This window comes from Lentzea alba (assembly GCF_047445655.1).
In the GTDB taxonomy this organism is placed as follows: domain Bacteria; phylum Actinomycetota; class Actinomycetes; order Mycobacteriales; family Pseudonocardiaceae; genus Lentzea; species Lentzea alba_A.
In genome coordinates, this window is sequence record NZ_JAJAEG010000010.1 from 37564 (window position 1) to 55307 (window position 17744).

Annotated in this window: 11 protein-coding genes and 2 pseudogenes; 3 read left to right on the top strand and 10 right to left on the bottom strand. The window is 69.4% G+C overall.

Annotated features, from left to right (window positions below):
- Nucleotides 1-177: 177 nt before the first annotated feature.
- From LFM09_RS17810 to LFM09_RS17830, 5 genes and pseudogenes are all read right to left on the bottom strand, one after another.
- A complete protein-coding gene (locus LFM09_RS17810; protein ID WP_414097584.1) occupies nucleotides 178-1524 on the bottom strand; it encodes an MFS transporter in 1347 nt (448 codons plus the stop codon).
- A 133-nt stretch (nucleotides 1525-1657) separates the two neighbouring features.
- Nucleotides 1658-2029 (bottom strand): annotated as a pseudogene (locus LFM09_RS17815) (AMP-binding protein); the annotation flags it as partial.
- Between the two features lie 82 nt (nucleotides 2030-2111).
- A pseudogene (locus LFM09_RS17820) lies at nucleotides 2112-2822 on the bottom strand (AMP-binding protein); the annotation flags it as partial.
- 901 nt (nucleotides 2823-3723) lie between these two features.
- Complete coding sequence (locus LFM09_RS17825; protein WP_414097585.1) at nucleotides 3724-4410, bottom strand: ferritin-like domain-containing protein; 687 nt, start codon at nucleotides 4408-4410, stop codon at nucleotides 3724-3726.
- Nucleotides 4411-4595: 185 nt separating this feature from the next.
- Complete coding sequence (locus LFM09_RS17830; protein ID WP_414097586.1) at nucleotides 4596-5009, bottom strand: hypothetical protein; 414 nt, start codon at nucleotides 5007-5009, stop codon at nucleotides 4596-4598.
- Between the two features lie 82 nt (nucleotides 5010-5091).
- Between LFM09_RS17830 and LFM09_RS17835 the strand changes: the two genes are divergently transcribed.
- Nucleotides 5092-8145, top strand: coding sequence for a BTAD domain-containing putative transcriptional regulator (locus LFM09_RS17835; protein ID WP_414097587.1), 3054 nt, complete (start codon nucleotides 5092-5094; stop codon nucleotides 8143-8145).
- 97 nt (nucleotides 8146-8242) lie between these two features.
- On the opposite strand, the gene LFM09_RS17840 is transcribed toward LFM09_RS17835, so the two are convergent.
- The 5 genes from LFM09_RS17840 to LFM09_RS17860 all read right to left on the bottom strand — a co-directional run bounded on the left by LFM09_RS17840 (nucleotide 8243) and on the right by LFM09_RS17860 (nucleotide 15147).
- A complete protein-coding gene (locus tag LFM09_RS17840) occupies nucleotides 8243-8410 on the bottom strand; it encodes a hypothetical protein (protein WP_414097588.1) in 168 nt (55 codons plus the stop codon).
- Between the two features lie 689 nt (nucleotides 8411-9099).
- The gene (locus tag LFM09_RS17845) at nucleotides 9100-10188 is read right to left on the bottom strand and encodes a hypothetical protein (protein ID WP_414097589.1); all 1089 of its coding nucleotides are present in this window, start codon (nucleotides 10186-10188) and stop codon (nucleotides 9100-9102) included.
- Nucleotides 10189-10355: 167 nt separating this feature from the next.
- Nucleotides 10356-13103 (bottom strand): BTAD domain-containing putative transcriptional regulator, encoded by a 2748-nt coding sequence (locus LFM09_RS17850; protein WP_414097591.1) that lies wholly within the window; start codon nucleotides 13101-13103, stop codon nucleotides 10356-10358.
- A gap of 2 nt (nucleotides 13104-13105) precedes the next feature.
- Nucleotides 13106-13762, bottom strand: a complete 657-nt coding sequence (locus LFM09_RS17855; protein WP_414097853.1) for a response regulator — start codon at nucleotides 13760-13762, stop codon at nucleotides 13106-13108.
- A gap of 41 nt (nucleotides 13763-13803) precedes the next feature.
- Nucleotides 13804-15147 (bottom strand): glycoside hydrolase family 1 protein, encoded by a 1344-nt coding sequence (locus LFM09_RS17860; RefSeq protein ID WP_414097592.1) that lies wholly within the window; start codon nucleotides 15145-15147, stop codon nucleotides 13804-13806.
- Here LFM09_RS17860 and LFM09_RS17865 point away from each other — a divergent pair.
- Both LFM09_RS17865 and LFM09_RS17870 read left to right on the top strand, forming a co-directional pair.
- Complete coding sequence (locus tag LFM09_RS17865; RefSeq protein ID WP_414097593.1) at nucleotides 15146-17482, top strand: histidine kinase; 2337 nt, start codon at nucleotides 15146-15148, stop codon at nucleotides 17480-17482. The genes LFM09_RS17860 and LFM09_RS17865 overlap by 2 nt on opposite strands.
- 90 nt (nucleotides 17483-17572) lie before the next feature.
- Entirely contained in the window at nucleotides 17573-17713 is a 141-nt protein-coding gene (locus LFM09_RS17870; RefSeq protein ID WP_414097594.1) for a hypothetical protein, read from the top strand.
- The last annotated feature ends 31 nt before the right edge of the window (nucleotides 17714-17744 follow it).

Below are 17744 nucleotides of genomic sequence, written 5' to 3' on the forward strand. Positions count from 1 at the left end.
CGCAGGACGGTCGTGCACACGGTGATCATCACCGCGAACAGTCCCGTGACAGGCCAGTTGGGCTGTCGGCTGTCGACGAGCAAGGCGATCGCCATCGCCCAGATGGCAAGGCCTGTGGTCAACACCTTGATCAGGACAACGGCGCCGAGGACGGGTGCGGCCGTGTGGGTCTTGTTGCTAGCCCTGGGCCACTGCCAGCCCTGAACGAAATCCCCGTTCACCGGACCGCCCTGGAACGCCGCGCAGGAGCACGAGCGGCAGCAGGACGACGACGGCGGCGAGCAGGAAGCCGAGCCGGAACGTGCCGTCCGACGGTGAGGAGGTGAGCAGAGCCGCCGCGACCTGAACTCCCAGCGCCGCGCCGATCGCGCGGGCGATGCCGCAGGTCGCCGACGCGACGCCGGTGTTCTCCTCCGGCACCGAAGCGATCACGCTGGTGTAGGTGGCGGTCGACGCGGTGCCCACTCCGAGGCCGAGCGTCACCAGCATGCCCAGCACGATCTGCCACGGCATCTCGTGCCACACCGCCAGGAACAGCGTTCCCGCGGCGGTGAGCGCCAGACCGGCCACCACGACCGCGCGGGCACCGGCGCGGCGCACGAGCAGCCCGGACAGCGGGCCGACCACGATCGCCACGACCACGGTGGGGAACAGGTACAGGCTGATGTCGCTGGGAGTCGCGTTGAAGCGCGACGTCGACAGCAGTTGAGGCACCAGGAAGTAGGTCGCCGAGTAGCTGGCGCCCAGCACACCGGCCATGACGCTCGCGGTCCACACACCGCGCGTCCGCAGGATGTGCAGGTCGACCATCGGGTGCGCGGCCCGTCGCTCGACCAGCACCCAGCCGGCGCCGAGCACGAGCGTCAGCGCGAGCAGCACCAGTGCGCCGAGGTACAGGGCGAGCATGAGCGTGGCGAGCGCGAACGCCAGCAGAATTCCACCCAGCCAGTCCAGTCGCGCGGCCCGGACACGGGCCCGGCCCGGCAACACGACGGGTGCGATGAGGGCGACGGCCGAGACGATCAACGCCGGCAGCAGGAACATCCACCGCCGCGACAACGCGTCCGCGAGGGGGCCCGAGGCGAGCACGCCCAGGCCGGTGCCGACCGTGAACAGGCCGGTGAGCCAGCCGACCGCCGCCGGGGTCGAGTCCGTGAAGAGCTCGCGTGCCACCACGAACGAGACGGGCAGGATGCCGCCGCCGAGTCCCTGGAGGAACTGGCCCAGCAGGATCACGGGGAACGTCGTGGCGAACGCCGACAGCATCGCCCCGGCGACGATGCACCAGGTGAGCACCAACAGGGTCCGGCGGCCGCCGCGGTCGTCGGCGATCTTCGCCACGATCGGCATGGTGACCGCGGACGTGATGATCAGCGTGGTGGACAGCAGGCCTGCCTGTGCGGGGTCGAGTCCGAGTTCTCGTTGCAGGAGCGGCAAAGCGGGGAACGGGATGCTCTCCAGGGCGCCGATGGTGACGGCCAGTGCGGCCAGGACGACCATGGCGGAACGGGTGGTTCTGAGCATGGGTGCTCCTTCGGGGAACGTGATCAGTTGACCTGGCCGGTCTGCCCTTCCCAGTGCGCTGCGCGGACATCGCGCTTGAGGGACCTTGCCGGTGCTCGACACCGGCAACGACTCGACGAAATCCGTCGTCCGGTACGCCGATCACGGCGCAGGCGGCCACCGCGGGATGGAGCGCTATCGCGTTCTCCACCTCGGCCGAGTACACGTTCTCGCCGCCGGACACGATCATGTCCTTGAGCCGGTCGACGATGAACAGGTAGCCGTTCTCGTCCAGGTGGCCCGCATCACCGATGTGCATCCGGCCGTCGCGCAACGCCGAAGCGGTCTCGGCGGGCTCGTCCCAGTACCCGAGCATCAGGTGCCCGCCACGCACCTGGATCTCTCCCACGGTGCTGGGCGGAACCTCGTCGCCGGAGGCGTCGGCGATGCGGAGTTCGGTGTGCGCCGCGGCACGTCCCGCCGAGCGCAACGGGGAAGGGTCGCGGTGGTCGGACGGGCTCAGCACGGTCGCGACCGGCGCGAGCTCGGGTCATGCCGTGCGCCTGCACGAAGTCCGCGTTCGGGAACGCCCGCATCGCCTGTTCGAGCACGGCCTGAGGGATCGGCGAAGCTCCATGAAGGACGTTTCGCGGACTCGGCAGGTTGTGTGCGGCGACCGAAGGGTGATCGGCAGCTGCTGGATCATCACCGGCACGAGCAGGCTGTCCGTGACCCGCTCCCGCTCGATCGTCGCGAGCACTGTCATGGGGTCGAACCCCGGCAGGAACACGTGACTGCCGCCCAGCGTGAGCACCGCACCCCACGTGGCGAGGTCCGCGAGGGTGGAACATCGGCGCGGTGTGCAGCAGCCGCGCGCCCGGCCGGAACGCCCGTCCACTCGCGACCAGGTCGAGCGGCGACGTCGCCAGGTTCGCGTGGGAGAGCATGACGCCCTTGGGAAAGCCCGTCGTGCCACCGGTGCAGAACAACCTCGCCAACGCGTCCCCGCCGCGCCGGGCGTCCGGGACGGGCGTCGAAGCGGCGAGCAACTCCTCGTACCCGATCACGTCGTCCGGCGCGGATCCGTCCCCGGTGTGGATCACGGTCCGTAGCTCCGGGTACGACGCGCGCAACACGGGCAGCATCGGCGCGAACGCGTCATCCACCAGCAGGACGGAAGTCGCGGAGTCGCGGAGTCGCGTAGCCGATCTCGGCGGGTCGCGGACCTCCGCGCACGTCCGCCAGCGCCCGGAGCACGCGGTCATCTCCGCGTCCGGCGTCTGCTGCGCGGTCCGGTGCAGGCCCTGCGTCAGGTACATGGCCGGTAAAGCTACAACTTGTAGCGGAAATCGGAAAGAGTGTTTCGCAACGAGTTGTAGCGAAAGCTGAGGGAGTTCCGTACCTGATCGCTCGTCACCGCGGTGCTCAGAGAGTGATCGCAAGCCCACCGCCCCTGCCCTGAGCGGGAAGCGTGATGTGCTGAAGACCGCGCGGCAGGGCGCAGGCCGTGTCCTCCCAATGTCGTCGCTGGGCCGAAGGCACCGGGTTGCCCGGTCACGAGCGGCAGGCTGCCCACGCTTGTGTTGCGCCTGTGCAACTTTGCGGCATCCACGTGGATTTCCGCGCCTGACTCAGTCCATCCGCTGCCGGGCCCACCGGACGAACGTGCTCCGCCTGGTGGGTACGGCGTTCGGTTGGGCGTGCCGTGGTCGTCCGTGGCGCCACGATTCGTCCTTTCGAGGTGGTCGATGTGCGCGCGGAGAAGACCCTCCGGACGACGGAGGCCGTTGGCACCGGACCACGCCGCCGCTGCGACGGTCTCATGGTCAGCCAGGTCGCCACCCTGCGTCTCGCGTCTGCGTGATCTCCGCACGCGAGAGCGACCGCGCTCATCGCCACTGCACCGCAGAGGGCATCTGTGATCCCGCGCGCGACGTGCCAGCCAGGTCGGCGTCGCCTGCCTCGCGGCTTCTCCGGCCATCGCGCGCAGCACGGTGGCCTCCGGGTGGGGCGGACCGTCGGCCAGTGTGAATTCACCGACACGTACTGCTGTCCGCGCGGAGTCGATGTTGCGAGCGATGTCGACGGCGATGGCCAGATCGTCCGACTGGCCGCACCTGCATCGTTGCCGCGCACCCCAGAGCTGCAGAACGATCGCCGCGGCCGGCGAGATCACCTGCGACCGCGATGTGCCCAACGTTCCCGGCTGCGACAGCTAGATCAAGGCGCGTCCGTGCGTGCAGCACGATGCGCATCGCCGTCCATTATTCCTTGCAGCCGAACGATTTCGAGCGTCTGCACGACGAACTGCCACGGACTGACGTCGAGCTGTCGCAGCCCTGGCGCGTGGTCATGCGCGACCGTCACCACGGCCCCGACGAACAGGAGCCACCAGAACGCCCGTGCAGGCCGGGAAACCCGGCCGAGCCGGGCTTGGTGGAACGGAACGTGCCGCTCCTCGTCCTGCAGAATCCGATCCGCGACGTCAGCGGTGAGCGGGTCACGACTGCCGTCCCGCAACGCCCGGTAGTACCGCAGCGCCACGGTTTCCGCGATGAGCAGCACCATCAGCTCCAGTCGCAGTCCCAGCGCGCGCCGTAGCCGCACGAACACCGCGTCCGTCCAATGTGAACTGATCGTCGGCTGGCCGGCCGCCCGCAGCAGGTGCTTCAGCATCCGCGCGTGGTTCTGCTCCTCGGCGACGAACAACCGCACCGCCGCGCCGTACGTCCCGCCGCCCGCCTTGGCGATCAGGTTGGCGCCGTCGCCGGACTCGCCGACCTGGAACCGTTGCACGCTCCTGACGACGTCGGGGTGCAGCCGGGCGCCGACGGCCCAGTCGGGGTCACCCAATCGCTTCCGGCGCGCGGCTTCGGCCTCGAAGTTCTCGACCCATTTGCTGAACATGACAGGAAGACGGTCGGGCCGCCGCATGCGTTCGCCGCGTTGTGGGGAGGTTCTGTGAAGGTTCGGTGTGCGTGTTCGACAGGCCTGCCCAGACCTCGCCGAGCCCCGTATCTGGTAGGCGAAGTGGCTGACCGGCACCGTCGACGACGCCGTGGTCGTCGACGGTGCCGGTCATGTCGGTACCCCTACTTCCACGTCACGGTGCACACCGGCCGATAGCCGGAGCACCTGGCGATCTCCCAGTCGTGGATCCGGGTGTAGACACCCGACGGGATGTTCCGGCAGGGGCCGGTCGGGAAGCACACCGTGTACGGGAACCCGAGGTACTTCACCGTGAACCCGTCCACGTCGAACCAGTAGCCGGTGGTCGTGCGCGGCCCGACAGAGGTCTCTTCGCAGGTGAAGGTCGTGTTCCTGTAGGTGTTGCCGCCATCGCCGTTCCAGGTCGGGCAGGAAGCGCCGCCACGGCCGAATCTCCCTGCCGAGAACCCCCAGTCCGTGTCGTTGGTGAGCGTCCCCCACACGCCGGCCTGTGCTGGTGCCGTCGCGCCCAGCATGGCGGCCACGACGAGGATGAACGCACCGAGTATCCGTCTCATCAAACCCTCCTCTTCCGGTACGCCGGGAACCTAAGCTCGGCCGGCACGCGTCCGATATCGAACGAACATCGGGGGGAAACGCATGCGGTTCGGCATCCTCGGGCCGGTCGCCGCGTGGGACGGCGACGTGCCCGCGCACATCGGTGGGCCTCGGGAGAGGAAGCTGCTGGCGTCGTTGCTGCTCGCCTCGGGCCGGACGGTCGCGCTGGAGCGGCTGGTGGTCGTGCTGTGGGACGACGAGCCGCCGCGCACGTGCCGGTCGCAGATCCACAACAGCGCTGCCGCGCTGCGCCGCAACCTCGGTGTCGCGGTCATCTGGAAAGCGGCGGGTCTGGCGTTGGACTCGCCGGAGGTGGACCTGCGCCGATTCGAAGACCTCAGGCGGGAGGCTGACGAACTGGTCGCGGCGCAACGGCTCGCGGACGCCGTGACCGCGTTGCGGGAGGCGCTGGCGTTGTGGCGTGGTCCGGCGCTGGCCGGCGCGGACAGCAGGGTGCTGGCGGCGGAGGCGGACCGGCTGGAGGCGCAGCGGCTGGCGTGCCTGGAACGGCGGGTCGAGCTGGATCTCGCGCTCGGCAGGCACCACGACCTCATCGGTGAGCTGACCACGCTGGTGGCCGAGCACCCGTTGCGGGAGTCCCTGCGCGCGAAGCTCATGCTCGCGCTGCACCGGTCGGGACGGCGGGCCGACGCACTCGGTGTCTACCAGCGGGCCCGGCGGGTGTTCGCCGACGAGCTCGGCCTCGATCCGGGCTCCGAGCTGACCGAGCTGGAGAGCATGATCCTGCGGGACGCACCGGCGCTGCGGCTCGGCACACCTCACCGCGTGCCCTGGCAGCTGCCCCGCGACGCCGGCGGGTTCACCGGGCGAGACGACGAACTCGAGCGGCTCGACCGCGCGGACAGCGAGTGTCTGTTGATCACCGGTCCGGCCGGGGTCGGGAAGACCAGCCTCGCGGTGCACTGGGCGCGGCGGGCCGAGGACAGGTTCCCGGACGGGCAGCTGTACGTGGATCTGTGCGGCCACGGGCACAGGCCGGCGCTGGAGCCGATCGACGTGCTCGGCCGGTTCGCACGCGCGCTCGGCGTTCCTCCCGAACAGATACCGATCGCGCTCGACGAGGCCGCCGCGACCTTCCGGACCCTGCTGGCGAACAAGCGAATGCTCGTGGTGCTGGACAACGCGGCCGCCGCGGCGCAGGTCCGGCCGCTGCTACCGGGGGAGCCGGGCTGCCTCGTCGTGGTCACGAGCAGGTACCTGCTGTCCGGGCTGCTCGCGACCCAGGGCACCTTCCGGCTCGCGCTGGACGTGTTGTCCGCCGCGCAAGCCGAGACCTTGCTGCGGACCCACCTCGGTGACCGGGTCACCGCCGAGCCCGCCGCGGTCGCTGACCTGGTGTCGTTGTGCGGCGGGCTGCCGCTGGCGCTGCGGATAGCGGCGGCCGGCCTCGCGGACCGGCCTCGCGAGCCGATCTCCACCTACGTGGCGTGGCTTCGGGACGGCGACCGGCTCTCCGGGCTGTCCACACCAGGCGACGACCAGGCGTCGGTGCGCCGCGCGTTCGACCACTCCCTCGCCCGGCTTCCGGTTGCGGCACAACGACTTTTCGCGCTGCTCGGGCTGGTGCCGGGGCCGAACTTCAGTCCCGCGGCGGCGACCGCACTCGCGGGGACCGACACGCGCCAGTCGCTCGACCAACTCGTCGCCGCGCACCTGGTCGAGCGGATCGGCCACGACGTGTACCGCATGCACGACCTGCTGCGGCTCTACGCCGCCGAGCTGACGCCGCCCGGCGAACGGGACTGCGCGCTGACCCGGTTGTTCGAGCACTACCTCGACGGTGTCGACAGCGCGGCCTGTGTGCTGTACCCCGAGAAGCTGCGTTTGCAGGACACGCTGCCACCACAGGCGTTCGTGTCACACGCGGACGCGACCGCGTGGCTGGACGCGCAGCGCGACAACCTGGTCGCCGCCGTCCGGCACGCGGCCGAACACGGTCATCCCGCCGTGACAGTACGGCTGGCCGACGGACTGCGCGGCTACTTCGAACTGCGCCGGCCGCACACCGACTGGCTGGCCGTCGTCACCGCGGGTCTGGCCGCGGCCAAAGCGACATCAGACCCACGCGCGTCCGCGGCTCTCATGCTCAGCACGGCCGCCGCCCACGCCAGCACCGGCGACTACGACCTGGCCGAGCAGGAGTACGGCCAGGCACTACGGCTCGCGCGTGCAGCGGATTGGCCACAAGCACAGTCGGACGCGCTGAACCGGCTGGGCGCAACGATGTGGGTGACCGACCGGCTGCCGGCCGCCATCGAGCACATGCAGGCCGCACTGGAGATCGACGAGCGCACGGGACGCGGAAGCGGCCGCGCGGCGTCCTTGAACAACCTCGGCATCCTGCACTGGCACGTGGGACGACTGGCAGAAGCACTCGACTACTGCACGCAGTCCCAGACGTGGTACCGAAGATCCGGCTCCCCGATCGGTGACGGCCTCAGCTCCACCAACGTGGGCGGCATCCTGTTGCACCTCGGCAGGTACGACGAGTCGGGCAGCACGCTGACCGAGGCCATCGCACTGAACCACCGCCTGGGCAACCACGCGTTCGCCGCACTGGGCAACGCCGCCCTGGCGCTGGTCCACCTGCGCCAAGGCGACACCTCAGCAGCGCTGCACGGGGCACGCGCGGCGCTGGCGCACAACGAGGAGCTCGGTCAGAACCGCATCCGAGTCGACGTGCTCAACGTCGCCGGCGCCGCACTGCTCGGCGCGGGCGAACCGGACGAGGCACACGAGCAACACCTGACGGCGCAACGGTTACTGGCAACGACGACGTACCTGCCGGGCAGTGCCATGACGCTGGTGGGCCTGGCCAACACGAGTCTGGTCGACGGGACGCCATCGGCCGCCCGAGATCTGGCCGCACAAGCGCTGCAGATCTCTCGCGACAGCGGTTTCGCACTGCACGAAGGGGAAGCGCTCACCACCCTCGCCACCGTCGCCTTGGCGGAGTCCCGGCTCGCCGAGGCGACCGATCTGGCGGAACAGGCGATCACGGTCCACTCGACCACCGGGTACCGAGACGGACGTGATCGCGCGGAGGCGGTGTTGCACGACGCGCGGTCACGGTGAGCACGCACCTGCACCGCCATCGCCCCGGAGTTGAGACCGATCAAGGCCACCGGACCGCTCACGAGCTGACGGAGAGGGACCGCGCGAAATCGACCGGTCATCCTTGGGCGATGATCACGTCGTCGATCACCGGAGCCCGACCTGGCTCGAAGGCCAGGTGGAGCAGGGCGAAGTCGGACGACCGGTAGCCGTCCCGCAAGGCGAAGGTGCTGCGCGAGAACTGGAGGTAGATCGGCTTGCGGGAGGTGATCCAGCCGTCTGGCACGACGAGATGGTGAAACTCGCGCCGACGAACGGCCGTGCGTCCGCCGGCGCGGATTTGCGGTACGCGGCGCGGAAATGACCGGTGAAATCGATGAACAGGGTGGTGCCGCGGTCGGTCGGGTTGACCGTGTCGAGCCGGAACGACGGAATCGGCAGGGCGTAGCCGGTCGGAACGTTGTTGATCAGCCTGTGCACCTTGTAGAGCGTCACCTCATAGGTGAAGCCGTCGTGCAAGAACCGCTTCGTCTTCGCACGACTGGCGGGCGCGGGCGACACTCCGGTTCGTTGCTCGGTGGTGGGTGGCTTGGTGTCCGTCAGTGGCTGGTTCTGGCCGCACGCAGCCAGCAGGCTCGCGAGCGCTGTCCGGCGCAAGGCGAACAGCGATGTCAAGCATGATGCAATGTGTGAATCGCGGCCGGAAACGAGAGCGGTATTCCGGCGACCACCGCAGGGGTCGTCTGCCTGCGGTGCGCGGACTTCAGGCCTTGGCCGGACTGCTGGTCGAAGACTCCGTTGCCAGGTCGAGGTCGGCGAGGCAGTGTTCGCGGGCAGTGGCGAACTCGCCAAGGCGCGCGGCGAACCACCCCCCGCGTCGGCTTCCCTCACCGGCTGCTCGAGGGTGCGGTAGACGCAGAAGCCGTCCGGCATCTGATCCACGCGCGGTGGTGCCAGTACACGGCCGGCGAACCGCTACAGGAGGCGCTGTTCGCGCAGGAACGCCAGGAACTGCAAGTAGGTGCGGTCGTTGAACGCGTTCGCAGGCCAGATCTCGTCGCGCGAGGTCAGGCCGTTCTCGCGGCGGTACCGGGCGTTGATCGCCTCGGACACCCTGATGAACACCCCGACGTCCCCCACGCTCGCGATCCGCCGCGACACCGGGACGCCCCGCGACTCTCCGGCGAGGAACACGTCCAGCGTAGAGCTGGTGATCACGCGTTTCATGTACCCGCCGAGCTCGCGCCACGCCCGCTGCTCGGAGGGCTGGTAACCGGCGAGATTCCACGTGTCCGGGTCGTAGATGCCCACCACGCTGCCGAACATCTGGGCCACGAGGTCGCTGATGCCGCGACCAACGGCAGATGCCGTCTGCAAGCCACTGGCGAGACCCTGCGCGACACCCTGAACCCACGCGGCCACAGCTGGTGCAACCGTCTGCTCGGTGCTGACGCCGTAGCTGTAGGAGGCGCGCATGCCTGCCTCGGCGCCGAGGCTGAACGCGGCCGTGGCCCAGCCCTCCTGCCCGGAGAAGATGCTGGTGCCGACAGAGAATCCCACGCCCGCAAGCAGTTTCACGCTCGCCCCCACGCTGCCACCCTCGTAGGCGCCGGACATGTTGCCTGCCCGGCCGGACGGTCCCAGCCGGATGCCGACGACGATCCCGGTGCTGCCACCCGCCGTGACGGCGACACCCACCTCGGCGAACGTGATCACATCAGCGGTCAGGTCACCGGTCACCAGGTTCACGAAGAACATCTGGTCGGCACCGACGCCCGCACCCACCCCCGCCCCGGCGTCGAACGAGCCGCGCAAGCCCACCGCGACCCCGGTGATCGACCAGCCGGCCATGGCCAGCACCGGCGTCAGCACCCGCACCGCCGAGCCTGCCGTCCGCAACGCTTGCCGCCGCTGGTCGGCGGTCCACAGGCGCTGGATCGTGATCGCGCGCTGCACAGCCTGGTTCCCCGCCGCACGCTGCAACTTCAGCAGCGATGGTTCCGGCTGTTCTTTTGCGGACGGCCTGGGCTGCGACCTGTCCTGTGCTGCCAGATGATCGTGCACCTGATCAACGCTAGGAAGTGCGCACCTCGACCCGCCAGGCCTCAAGCCTGGTACTGCCCGCAACGATGCCCGAACGGGCAGGCCCTGAGAAGGCGCGCGCTGAGGGTCAGGCGTCGCGGCTGATGGGCTCGGCACGACCTCGAAGTGGAACCGGTCGAGCAGCGGCTCTACCGCAGAAGTTCTCGCAGGCGGTCGGCTTCCGGCGCCCGCACGTCCTCGAAGATCGCGAGTGCCCTGGTCCAGTTCTCCCTGGCGGTGCGGGCATCGGCGCCGGCCTCGCCGAGGTGGACGAGGACCGTCGCCTCGAAGTACCGGTCGCCGATGCCGCGGTACAGCTCGAGGGCGTGCTCGAAAGCCGCGACAGCCTTGGCGTGGTCGCCGAAGAGTCGGTAGGCGACGCCGAGGCTGTCCCACGTGGCCGCCTCGCCGAGCCGGTCACCCAGGCCGGCGAGCATCTCTAGGGCTTGGAGGCAGCACGGCAGTGCTCGCTCGTACTCGCCGAGCTGAACGTGGCACCACCCGACCGCGTTGAGGGCGTTGGCCTGTCCCGCCCGGTTCCCACAGGCGCGGTACAGGGTCAGCGCCTGTTCGGCGTGCCGCAGGGAGCGCCGGAGCCTGCCCTGTTGTTCGAGCATCCACCCGATCGTCAGGTGGGTGTGGGCCTGGCCGGTTTCCGCACCGAGTTCGCCGAACGCGTCCAGGGCCTGTGCCAGGTGGTCGGCGGCGTCGTCCCAACGCCCCAGGCGGATGCAGGCACGGCCGAGCTCGCGGTGAGCGTGCGCCTGCCCGCACCGGTTGCCCGCGCGGGTCGCGGCTGAGAGCGCGACGTGCTGACTCGCCAGGAGATCGTGCCAGTGGCCACGGCGGTTGAGGTAGTCCGCGACCGCCCAGGACATCCGCCAGGCGTGGTCGTCGAAGCCGTGCCCGGCGGCGAACGTGATCGCGGCCATCAGTGTGCGGTGCTGGGACTCGCACCACGCCAGCGCTTCGTCGGCGGTCGTCAGACCCGCCGGCGCCTCGGTGATCGTGTCGATCGGTTCGCGGGTCGGTTCGAGCAGCACCGCGGCGGCGTGGGCCAGACCGAGCAGGTGATCGAGCAGGCGGAGCGTCGCTGCGCGCCGTTCGTCCTCCGTCTCCTCGTCCTGCACCAACTCCGTGGCGTACGCGCGCAGGAGGTCGTGCTGGGTGAACTGGTCGCGGACCGTCTCGGTGACAAGGGTGAAACCGGCCAGCTCGCGCAGCAGTGACCTGGCTCGCTGCGGGACGACGCCCGCGAGGCTGACCACCGCGCCGAACGACGCGTCCGGGCCGGGATGCAGGCTGAGCAGCCGGAACAGCCGTGCGGCCGGCTCGCTCAGTCGCAGGTAGGACCACCCGAACACGGTGCGCAGGCTGGTCGCCGGATCATCCAGGTTGAACGCGTCGAGCCCGCTCTGCTCATCGCGCAGTTCGTCGCACAGCGCGTGCAACGGCAACGCCTGGCTGACGGCGGCGCGCGCGGCCGTGATCGCGAGAGCCAGCGGCAACCGGGCGCACTGGTCGACCAGTTCCGCGGCCGCGCCCGGCTCTGCGCCGACCCGCTCCTCGCCCAGGCGACCGGCGAGCAGCGCGACCGACTCGGCGGGCGAGAGCAAGTCGAGCGGGATCGGGCACGCTCCCTCCTGTGCGGTGAGTCCGGCCAGCTGACTTCGGCTGGTCACCACAACGAGGCACTCGGAACCACCGGGCAGCAGCGGGCGGATCTGTTCCGCGTCCGCGGCGTTGTCCAGCACCACCAACATCCTCCGGTCCGCCAGCAGGCTGCGGAACAACGCGGCCTGCGCGTCCAGCCCGGCCGGGATCCGTTCCGGGGGAGTGCCGAACGCGTCCAGGAACCCGCGCACCGCCTCGGCCGGGGTGATCGGCGCGGTGGACGGGTCGAAGCCGCGCAGGTTCACGTACAGCTGGCCGTCGGGGAAGCGGTCGGCGACCTGGTGCGCCCAGTGCAGCGCCAGGGCGGACTTGCCGACACCGGCCGTGCCGCTGATGACCGCGATCCCACCCGGCAGCGCGTCGAGCACGCGCAGCTGTTCGGATCTCCCGACAAACCTCGGCGTGTGGGCGGGCAGCTGGCGTGGGACCGTCCACTGAGGATCGAAGTTGGGCTGCTGTCCGGTAGGTGCCGGCGCCGTGCCGGTCAGATGCGGCTCGGCGCTCAGGATCGCCTGTTCGAGACGACGCAACTCCTCGCCCGGTTCGAGACCGAGCTCGTCGACCAGGACCGCGCGGGTCCGCCGGTACACGTCGAGCGCGTCAGCCTGGCGTCCGCAGCGGTACAGGGCGAGCATGAGCAGACCGCACAGGTGTTCCCGCAGCGGGTGTTTCGCGACCAGGCGGGTCAGTTCCCCGATCACCTCGGCGTGCCGGCCCATGGCGAGATCGGCCTCGATGCGGAACTCCAGCGCGACCTGCCTGCGTTCGGCCAGCCGGTCCGCCTCCTCGCGCAACGGGCCGACGTGGTCCAGATCGGCATAGGCGGGTCCGTGCCACAGGTCGTGCGCCTCGTGCAGCAGTCCGGCCGCCAGCCGCGGATCACCCGCGGCCAGCGCGGACGTGCCGCGGTCGGTGAGCATCTCGAACCGGTCCGCGTCGAGTTCGCCGGGCCGCACCACCAGGGCGTAACCGTTGGGGCGGTGGGCGATCCGGTGGGGATCACCCAACGCCCGCCTGAGGTGGTAGACGTACAACCGCAGGTTTTCGACCGCTGTCTTGGGCGGCTTCTCCTCCCACAACGCGTCTTCCAGCAGATGCTGAGGAACCGGCGAGTTCGCGTACGCGATCAGCACACCCAGCAGGGCGCGCTGTTTGGCGGCCCGCAACCGCACCGGACCTCTGCGGTCGAGCACCTCCACGGGGCCGAGCACACGGAACTCCACGATCAGTCCTGCCCGAAACCTGCTCTTCTCGCTCGCACAATGGCCTCCGCCCGGTCGGCGACCTGAAGTTTGCTGAAGATGTTGGAAACGTAGTTGCGCACCGTCTTCGACGTTATGAACAACTGCTGGCCGATGGTCGTGTTGTTCACGCCCTGGGCCATCAGCTCCAGTATTTCGCGTTCCCGTTCGGTGAGTTGGGGGAATATGGCACTCGGCCCTGCCGGACGTGCGACGGCGAAGTAGTCGATGACGCGCTGCGCGATGGTGGGGCCGAACACCGCGACTCCTGCGCTGACCATCTCGACAGCCCGGACCAGCTCGGCAGGCCCAGCGCCCTTGAGCAGGTATCCGCGCGCACCGGCGCGCATGGCCGCGAAAATGGTCTCGTCGTCCTCGGCGATGGTCAGCACCAGGACGGCGATGTGCGGGCTGGTGTTGACGATTTCCCTGGTGGCGTCCACACCGTTGCCGTCGGGCATGTGCAGGTCCATGACGACGACGTCGGGCTGCAGGCGCGTGGCCTGCTCGATCGCCTCCCGGCCGGTGCCCACGTCGTCGTCGCCGACCACCTCCGTCCCGGCGTTCGCGTCGAGCAGCGTGCGCAGGCCGTTGCGGATCAGCGGGTGATCGTCCGCGATGAGTACCCGGATGGGCTCCATGCCGTCGCCAACCTCGGCCGGAAAAAGGAATGGTCTCACGATCATCCACCCTGGCCGGGTTCGTCGCCACCGCTTTTCGTGGAATCGGCGCGGTGTGCCGCGATGAGCTCGCGGTAGAAGTCCGCCGACGTGGTGGGGAATCGCTCCAGCGTGGTGTGGTCGACCCGGAAAAGTCCAAAGCGCGGGGAAAACCCGTAAGCCCACTCGAAGTTGTCGATCAATGACCAATGAATGTACATGCGCACGTCGGCGCCTTCCGCCATCGCTTCTCGCAGCACCTGGAGCGAGTGTGCGAGAAACCGTCTTCGGCGAACGTCCGGTACCGCCGCGTCACATGCGCCGTGCTCCGTGACGAGGATGGGCAGCCCGTACGGGGACACGGCGGCCAGCGCCGCGGCCAGAGTCGTGGGATCGAGGCTCCACCCCAGGTCGTTCTTGTCGCTGTGGGACGAGAAGCCCACGTCCAGCTGATCCTCGGCGAACGGCCGGACGCGCACGGTGAGGGCGTAGTAGTGGTTGAGCCCCAAGAAGTCCTGCGTTCCGCGGACCGCGTCGTGGCAGGTGGAATAGGTGAGCCCCGGAAGATCGACCTCGAACGACCCGGTGGCCAGCGCGTCGAGCACTGCCAGGTTGTAGGCCCTGTGCAGCCGGCCGGCCGCCAGCCGGTCCAGCGGGCTGTAGCGCTTGGCAGGCAAGAAGACCGCGATGTTGTGCGCCAGCCCGACCTGATGGCCCGCGCCGGCGCGGTGGATCGCCCGGTAGGCCTCGCTGTGCGCCACGAGCAGGTTGTCGATGACGCGCAACGCCGCCGCCGGATCCGTGCGTCCCGGCGGCCACTCGCCACGCCACCAGCCCTGCACGGCGTAGCCCGTCGGTTCGTTCACCGTGATCCAGTGGCTCACCAGATCACCCAGGTGCGCCACGACGTGCTCGACGAACCGGACCCACGTCTCACCTGTGGCCGGGTTCTCGAACCCGCCGCGTTCGGTGATCCAGACGGGTTCGGTGAAGTGGTGCAGCGTCACCATCGGCAGGATTCCGGCGTCGCGCAGCGCTTCGCACCAGGCGCGATAACGGCCGAGCGCGACGTCGTCGTAGTGGCCTGGCAGCAGTTCGATGCGGCTCCACTCCACGGAGAACCGGTAGACCTGCAACCCGAGCCAGCGCATGAGTCCGAGGTCCGACTCGAACCGGTGCCAGTGATCCACCGCCCGGCCGCACCGCTCGCCCGCCGCCAGCCGCGTTCTCTCCCAGAGCGTCCAGTTGTTGCAGGTGCCTCCCTCCACCTGGTGGGCAGAGGTGGCCGCCCCGAACAAGAACTCCGCCGGAAAGGTCAGGGCGGTGGGATCGAGGTCACCGGCCGACGCAGCATGCCATTCCCGCATGACGCCCTCCCTTGCCGACGTCGGTGTCGACGTCGGCATCAGGGTCCTCGGTGTGGTGTCCGGTTGTCATGGGACCGGTGTCCTGATGACTTCGGGACACGGGAGCGGAAGAATGCGCCAGGTGCGATGGCACCGGTGGCACGGTGTGCTGCTCGTCGTTTCCGTGACCGTGCTTGCGGTCGTGTGGATCTGCACCGCGCGGACGGTCGCGCCCGCCGACGGCACCAGCACGTATCCGTCGACACCGTTGTGGCGCAACAGTGTTCAGATCGCCGATGTCGTCCTGCAGCCTCACCTGCAGGCCGGGGACGTCGTTGTCGCCGTCGACGGCAGGCCACTGGCCGACTGGCTCGACCCCGGACCGATGCGTGAGTTCCGGCAGGGAGACGTGCTGACGTACACGGTCTACCGCGGTGGCGAGCGCATGGACGTTCCGGTGACCGTGCTGCGATATCCGCTCGGGGAGATGTCGCGGACGCATCTCACAGCGGTGCCGTTCATGGTGTTCCTGCTGGTGGTCAGCTCGTTCGTGTTGTTGCGCCGCCCGGAGAACCCGACCGTGCGCACGTTGTTCGCCACGACGGCGCTGCTGCCGTTCGGTGCCACCAACTGGCCGCTGCCGACTCAGGTGATCGACGTGGTCAACGGGCCGAGGTTCTGGCCGACACTCGTCGGTGACACGGCCAATGCGCTGCTGTGGGCCAGCCTGTTGCACTTCATCCTGTTGTTCCCTCAGCGGCCGGGGTTTCTGGTCCGCAGGCCACGTCTGGTGATGGCTGTCTACGCCCTTCCTTTCGTGCTGCACGGGCTCTATCTCGCGGGCACGCTGCCGTTCGCCGGCACCGATCTGGAGCGGTGGGCCAGAGTGCTGACGGTGTCGAGTCCGGCGGCGCACGTGGTCCCGCTGCTCATCGGATGGGTGGCGGCGGTGAGCTACCGCCGAGCGGGGAGGACGCCGTCGAGCAGGTACGTGCGGTGGATCCTGTTCACGGTGCTCGTCGCGGCGATCATCTACTTCGGGCTCGGACAGGTGCCGGACCGGATTCTGGGCCGCCCGCTGGTGCCGTGGTCGGTGATGGTGCTGATCTTCATCCCGTTCCCGATCGCGTTCGGCATCGGGGCGTTCCGGTTGTTCGAGATCACCCTGATCCTGCGGCGTTCGCTGATCTACGTCGGGCTGAGCCTGGTCCTGGTCGGGGTCTACCTGTCGGTGGTCGTCGTGCTCGGCCGGATCATCGGTGCGGGCGCCTACCTGGTCCAGCTGGTCGCCACGGCGGTCGTGACGATCGTGTGCCAGCCGGTGTTGACGGCCATCCGCACGGCCGTGAGCCGCGTCCTGTTCGGTGACCGCGACGATCCGTACCGGGTGCTCAAGCAACTGGGGGACGAGCTCGAGGGCCGGGTCGCCGCCGACTCCGAGTTGACCACGGTGGTCGAGACCCTCGCCAGGACGCTGCGATTGGCGTACGCCGCCGTCGAGCTGCAGACGCCGGAAGGCGTGATCGACGCGGCACGGCACGGGTCCCCAAGGGGAACGCTTCACTCCGTTCTGCTCGTTCATCGCGGCGAACAGGTCGGCAGGCTGATCCTGGGTACCGGACCGCGACGAGAACCCTTCGGCCGCGCTGATCGGAATCTGATCGAGGGCTTGGCGCGCCAGGTCGCCGCGACCGCGCACGGCGTACTGCTCGCGATCCGGCTGCAGCGGTCGCTGGAAGAGGCCGTCACCGCGCGCGAGGAGGAACGCCGCCGGCTGCGCCGCGACATCCACGACAGCGTCGGTCCTTCGCTGACCGCGGGAAAGTGGGACCTGGAACGAGCCCGCGCACTGATGCGGTCGAACGTGGAACAGGCCGAGGCGATCCTCGATCGCCTGGTGCAGGCGCAGGACAACGTGATCGCCGACATCCGGCGCCTGATCCAGGGTTTGCGGCCGCCGGTGCTCGATCAGCTGGGCCTGGTGTCGGCGCTGCGGGAACGTGCCCGTTCGCTCGTGGGCGACCGGGCGGACCTGATCATCGTGGTGCACGTGGACGACGAGGTGGAACCACTGCCCGCGGCGGTGGAGGTCGCCGCCTACCACATCGTCGTGGAGGCCATGACCAACGTCGTGCGGCACACGCGCGCGGACCGGTGCGTCGTGGGGCTGCGCCGCACCGAGGCGCTCTTCGTCGAGATCAAGGACAACGGCCAGGGACTGCCTGACAGTTACCGGGCAGGCGTCGGCCTGCACTCGATGCGGGAACGCGCCACCGAGCTCGGCGGCGCCTTCACGATCTCCACAGGACACGGCACCGGGACCGCCGTCCGCGCCCGCCTGCCATTGCCCCGGTGAGCCGAGGGCTCGCGTCATCTTTCTCCCGGGACGTCCCGAATCGAATGATGGGAACACGTTGTTCGATCCGAAGAAGGAGGGGGACTCCTGATGAACAAGGCGTCTATCGGGGTCTGGGTGGTATTGCTGTCGATTCTTTTCGGCACGGCGGCAGGTGACACCGCTGTCGCTGACCGTGCCGACGGGGCGGTCGTCTGCCCGTGCGAGGAGAACTACCCGCCGAAGCGGTGAACCGGCGCGGGGGGGGGCCCCCCCCCCGCGG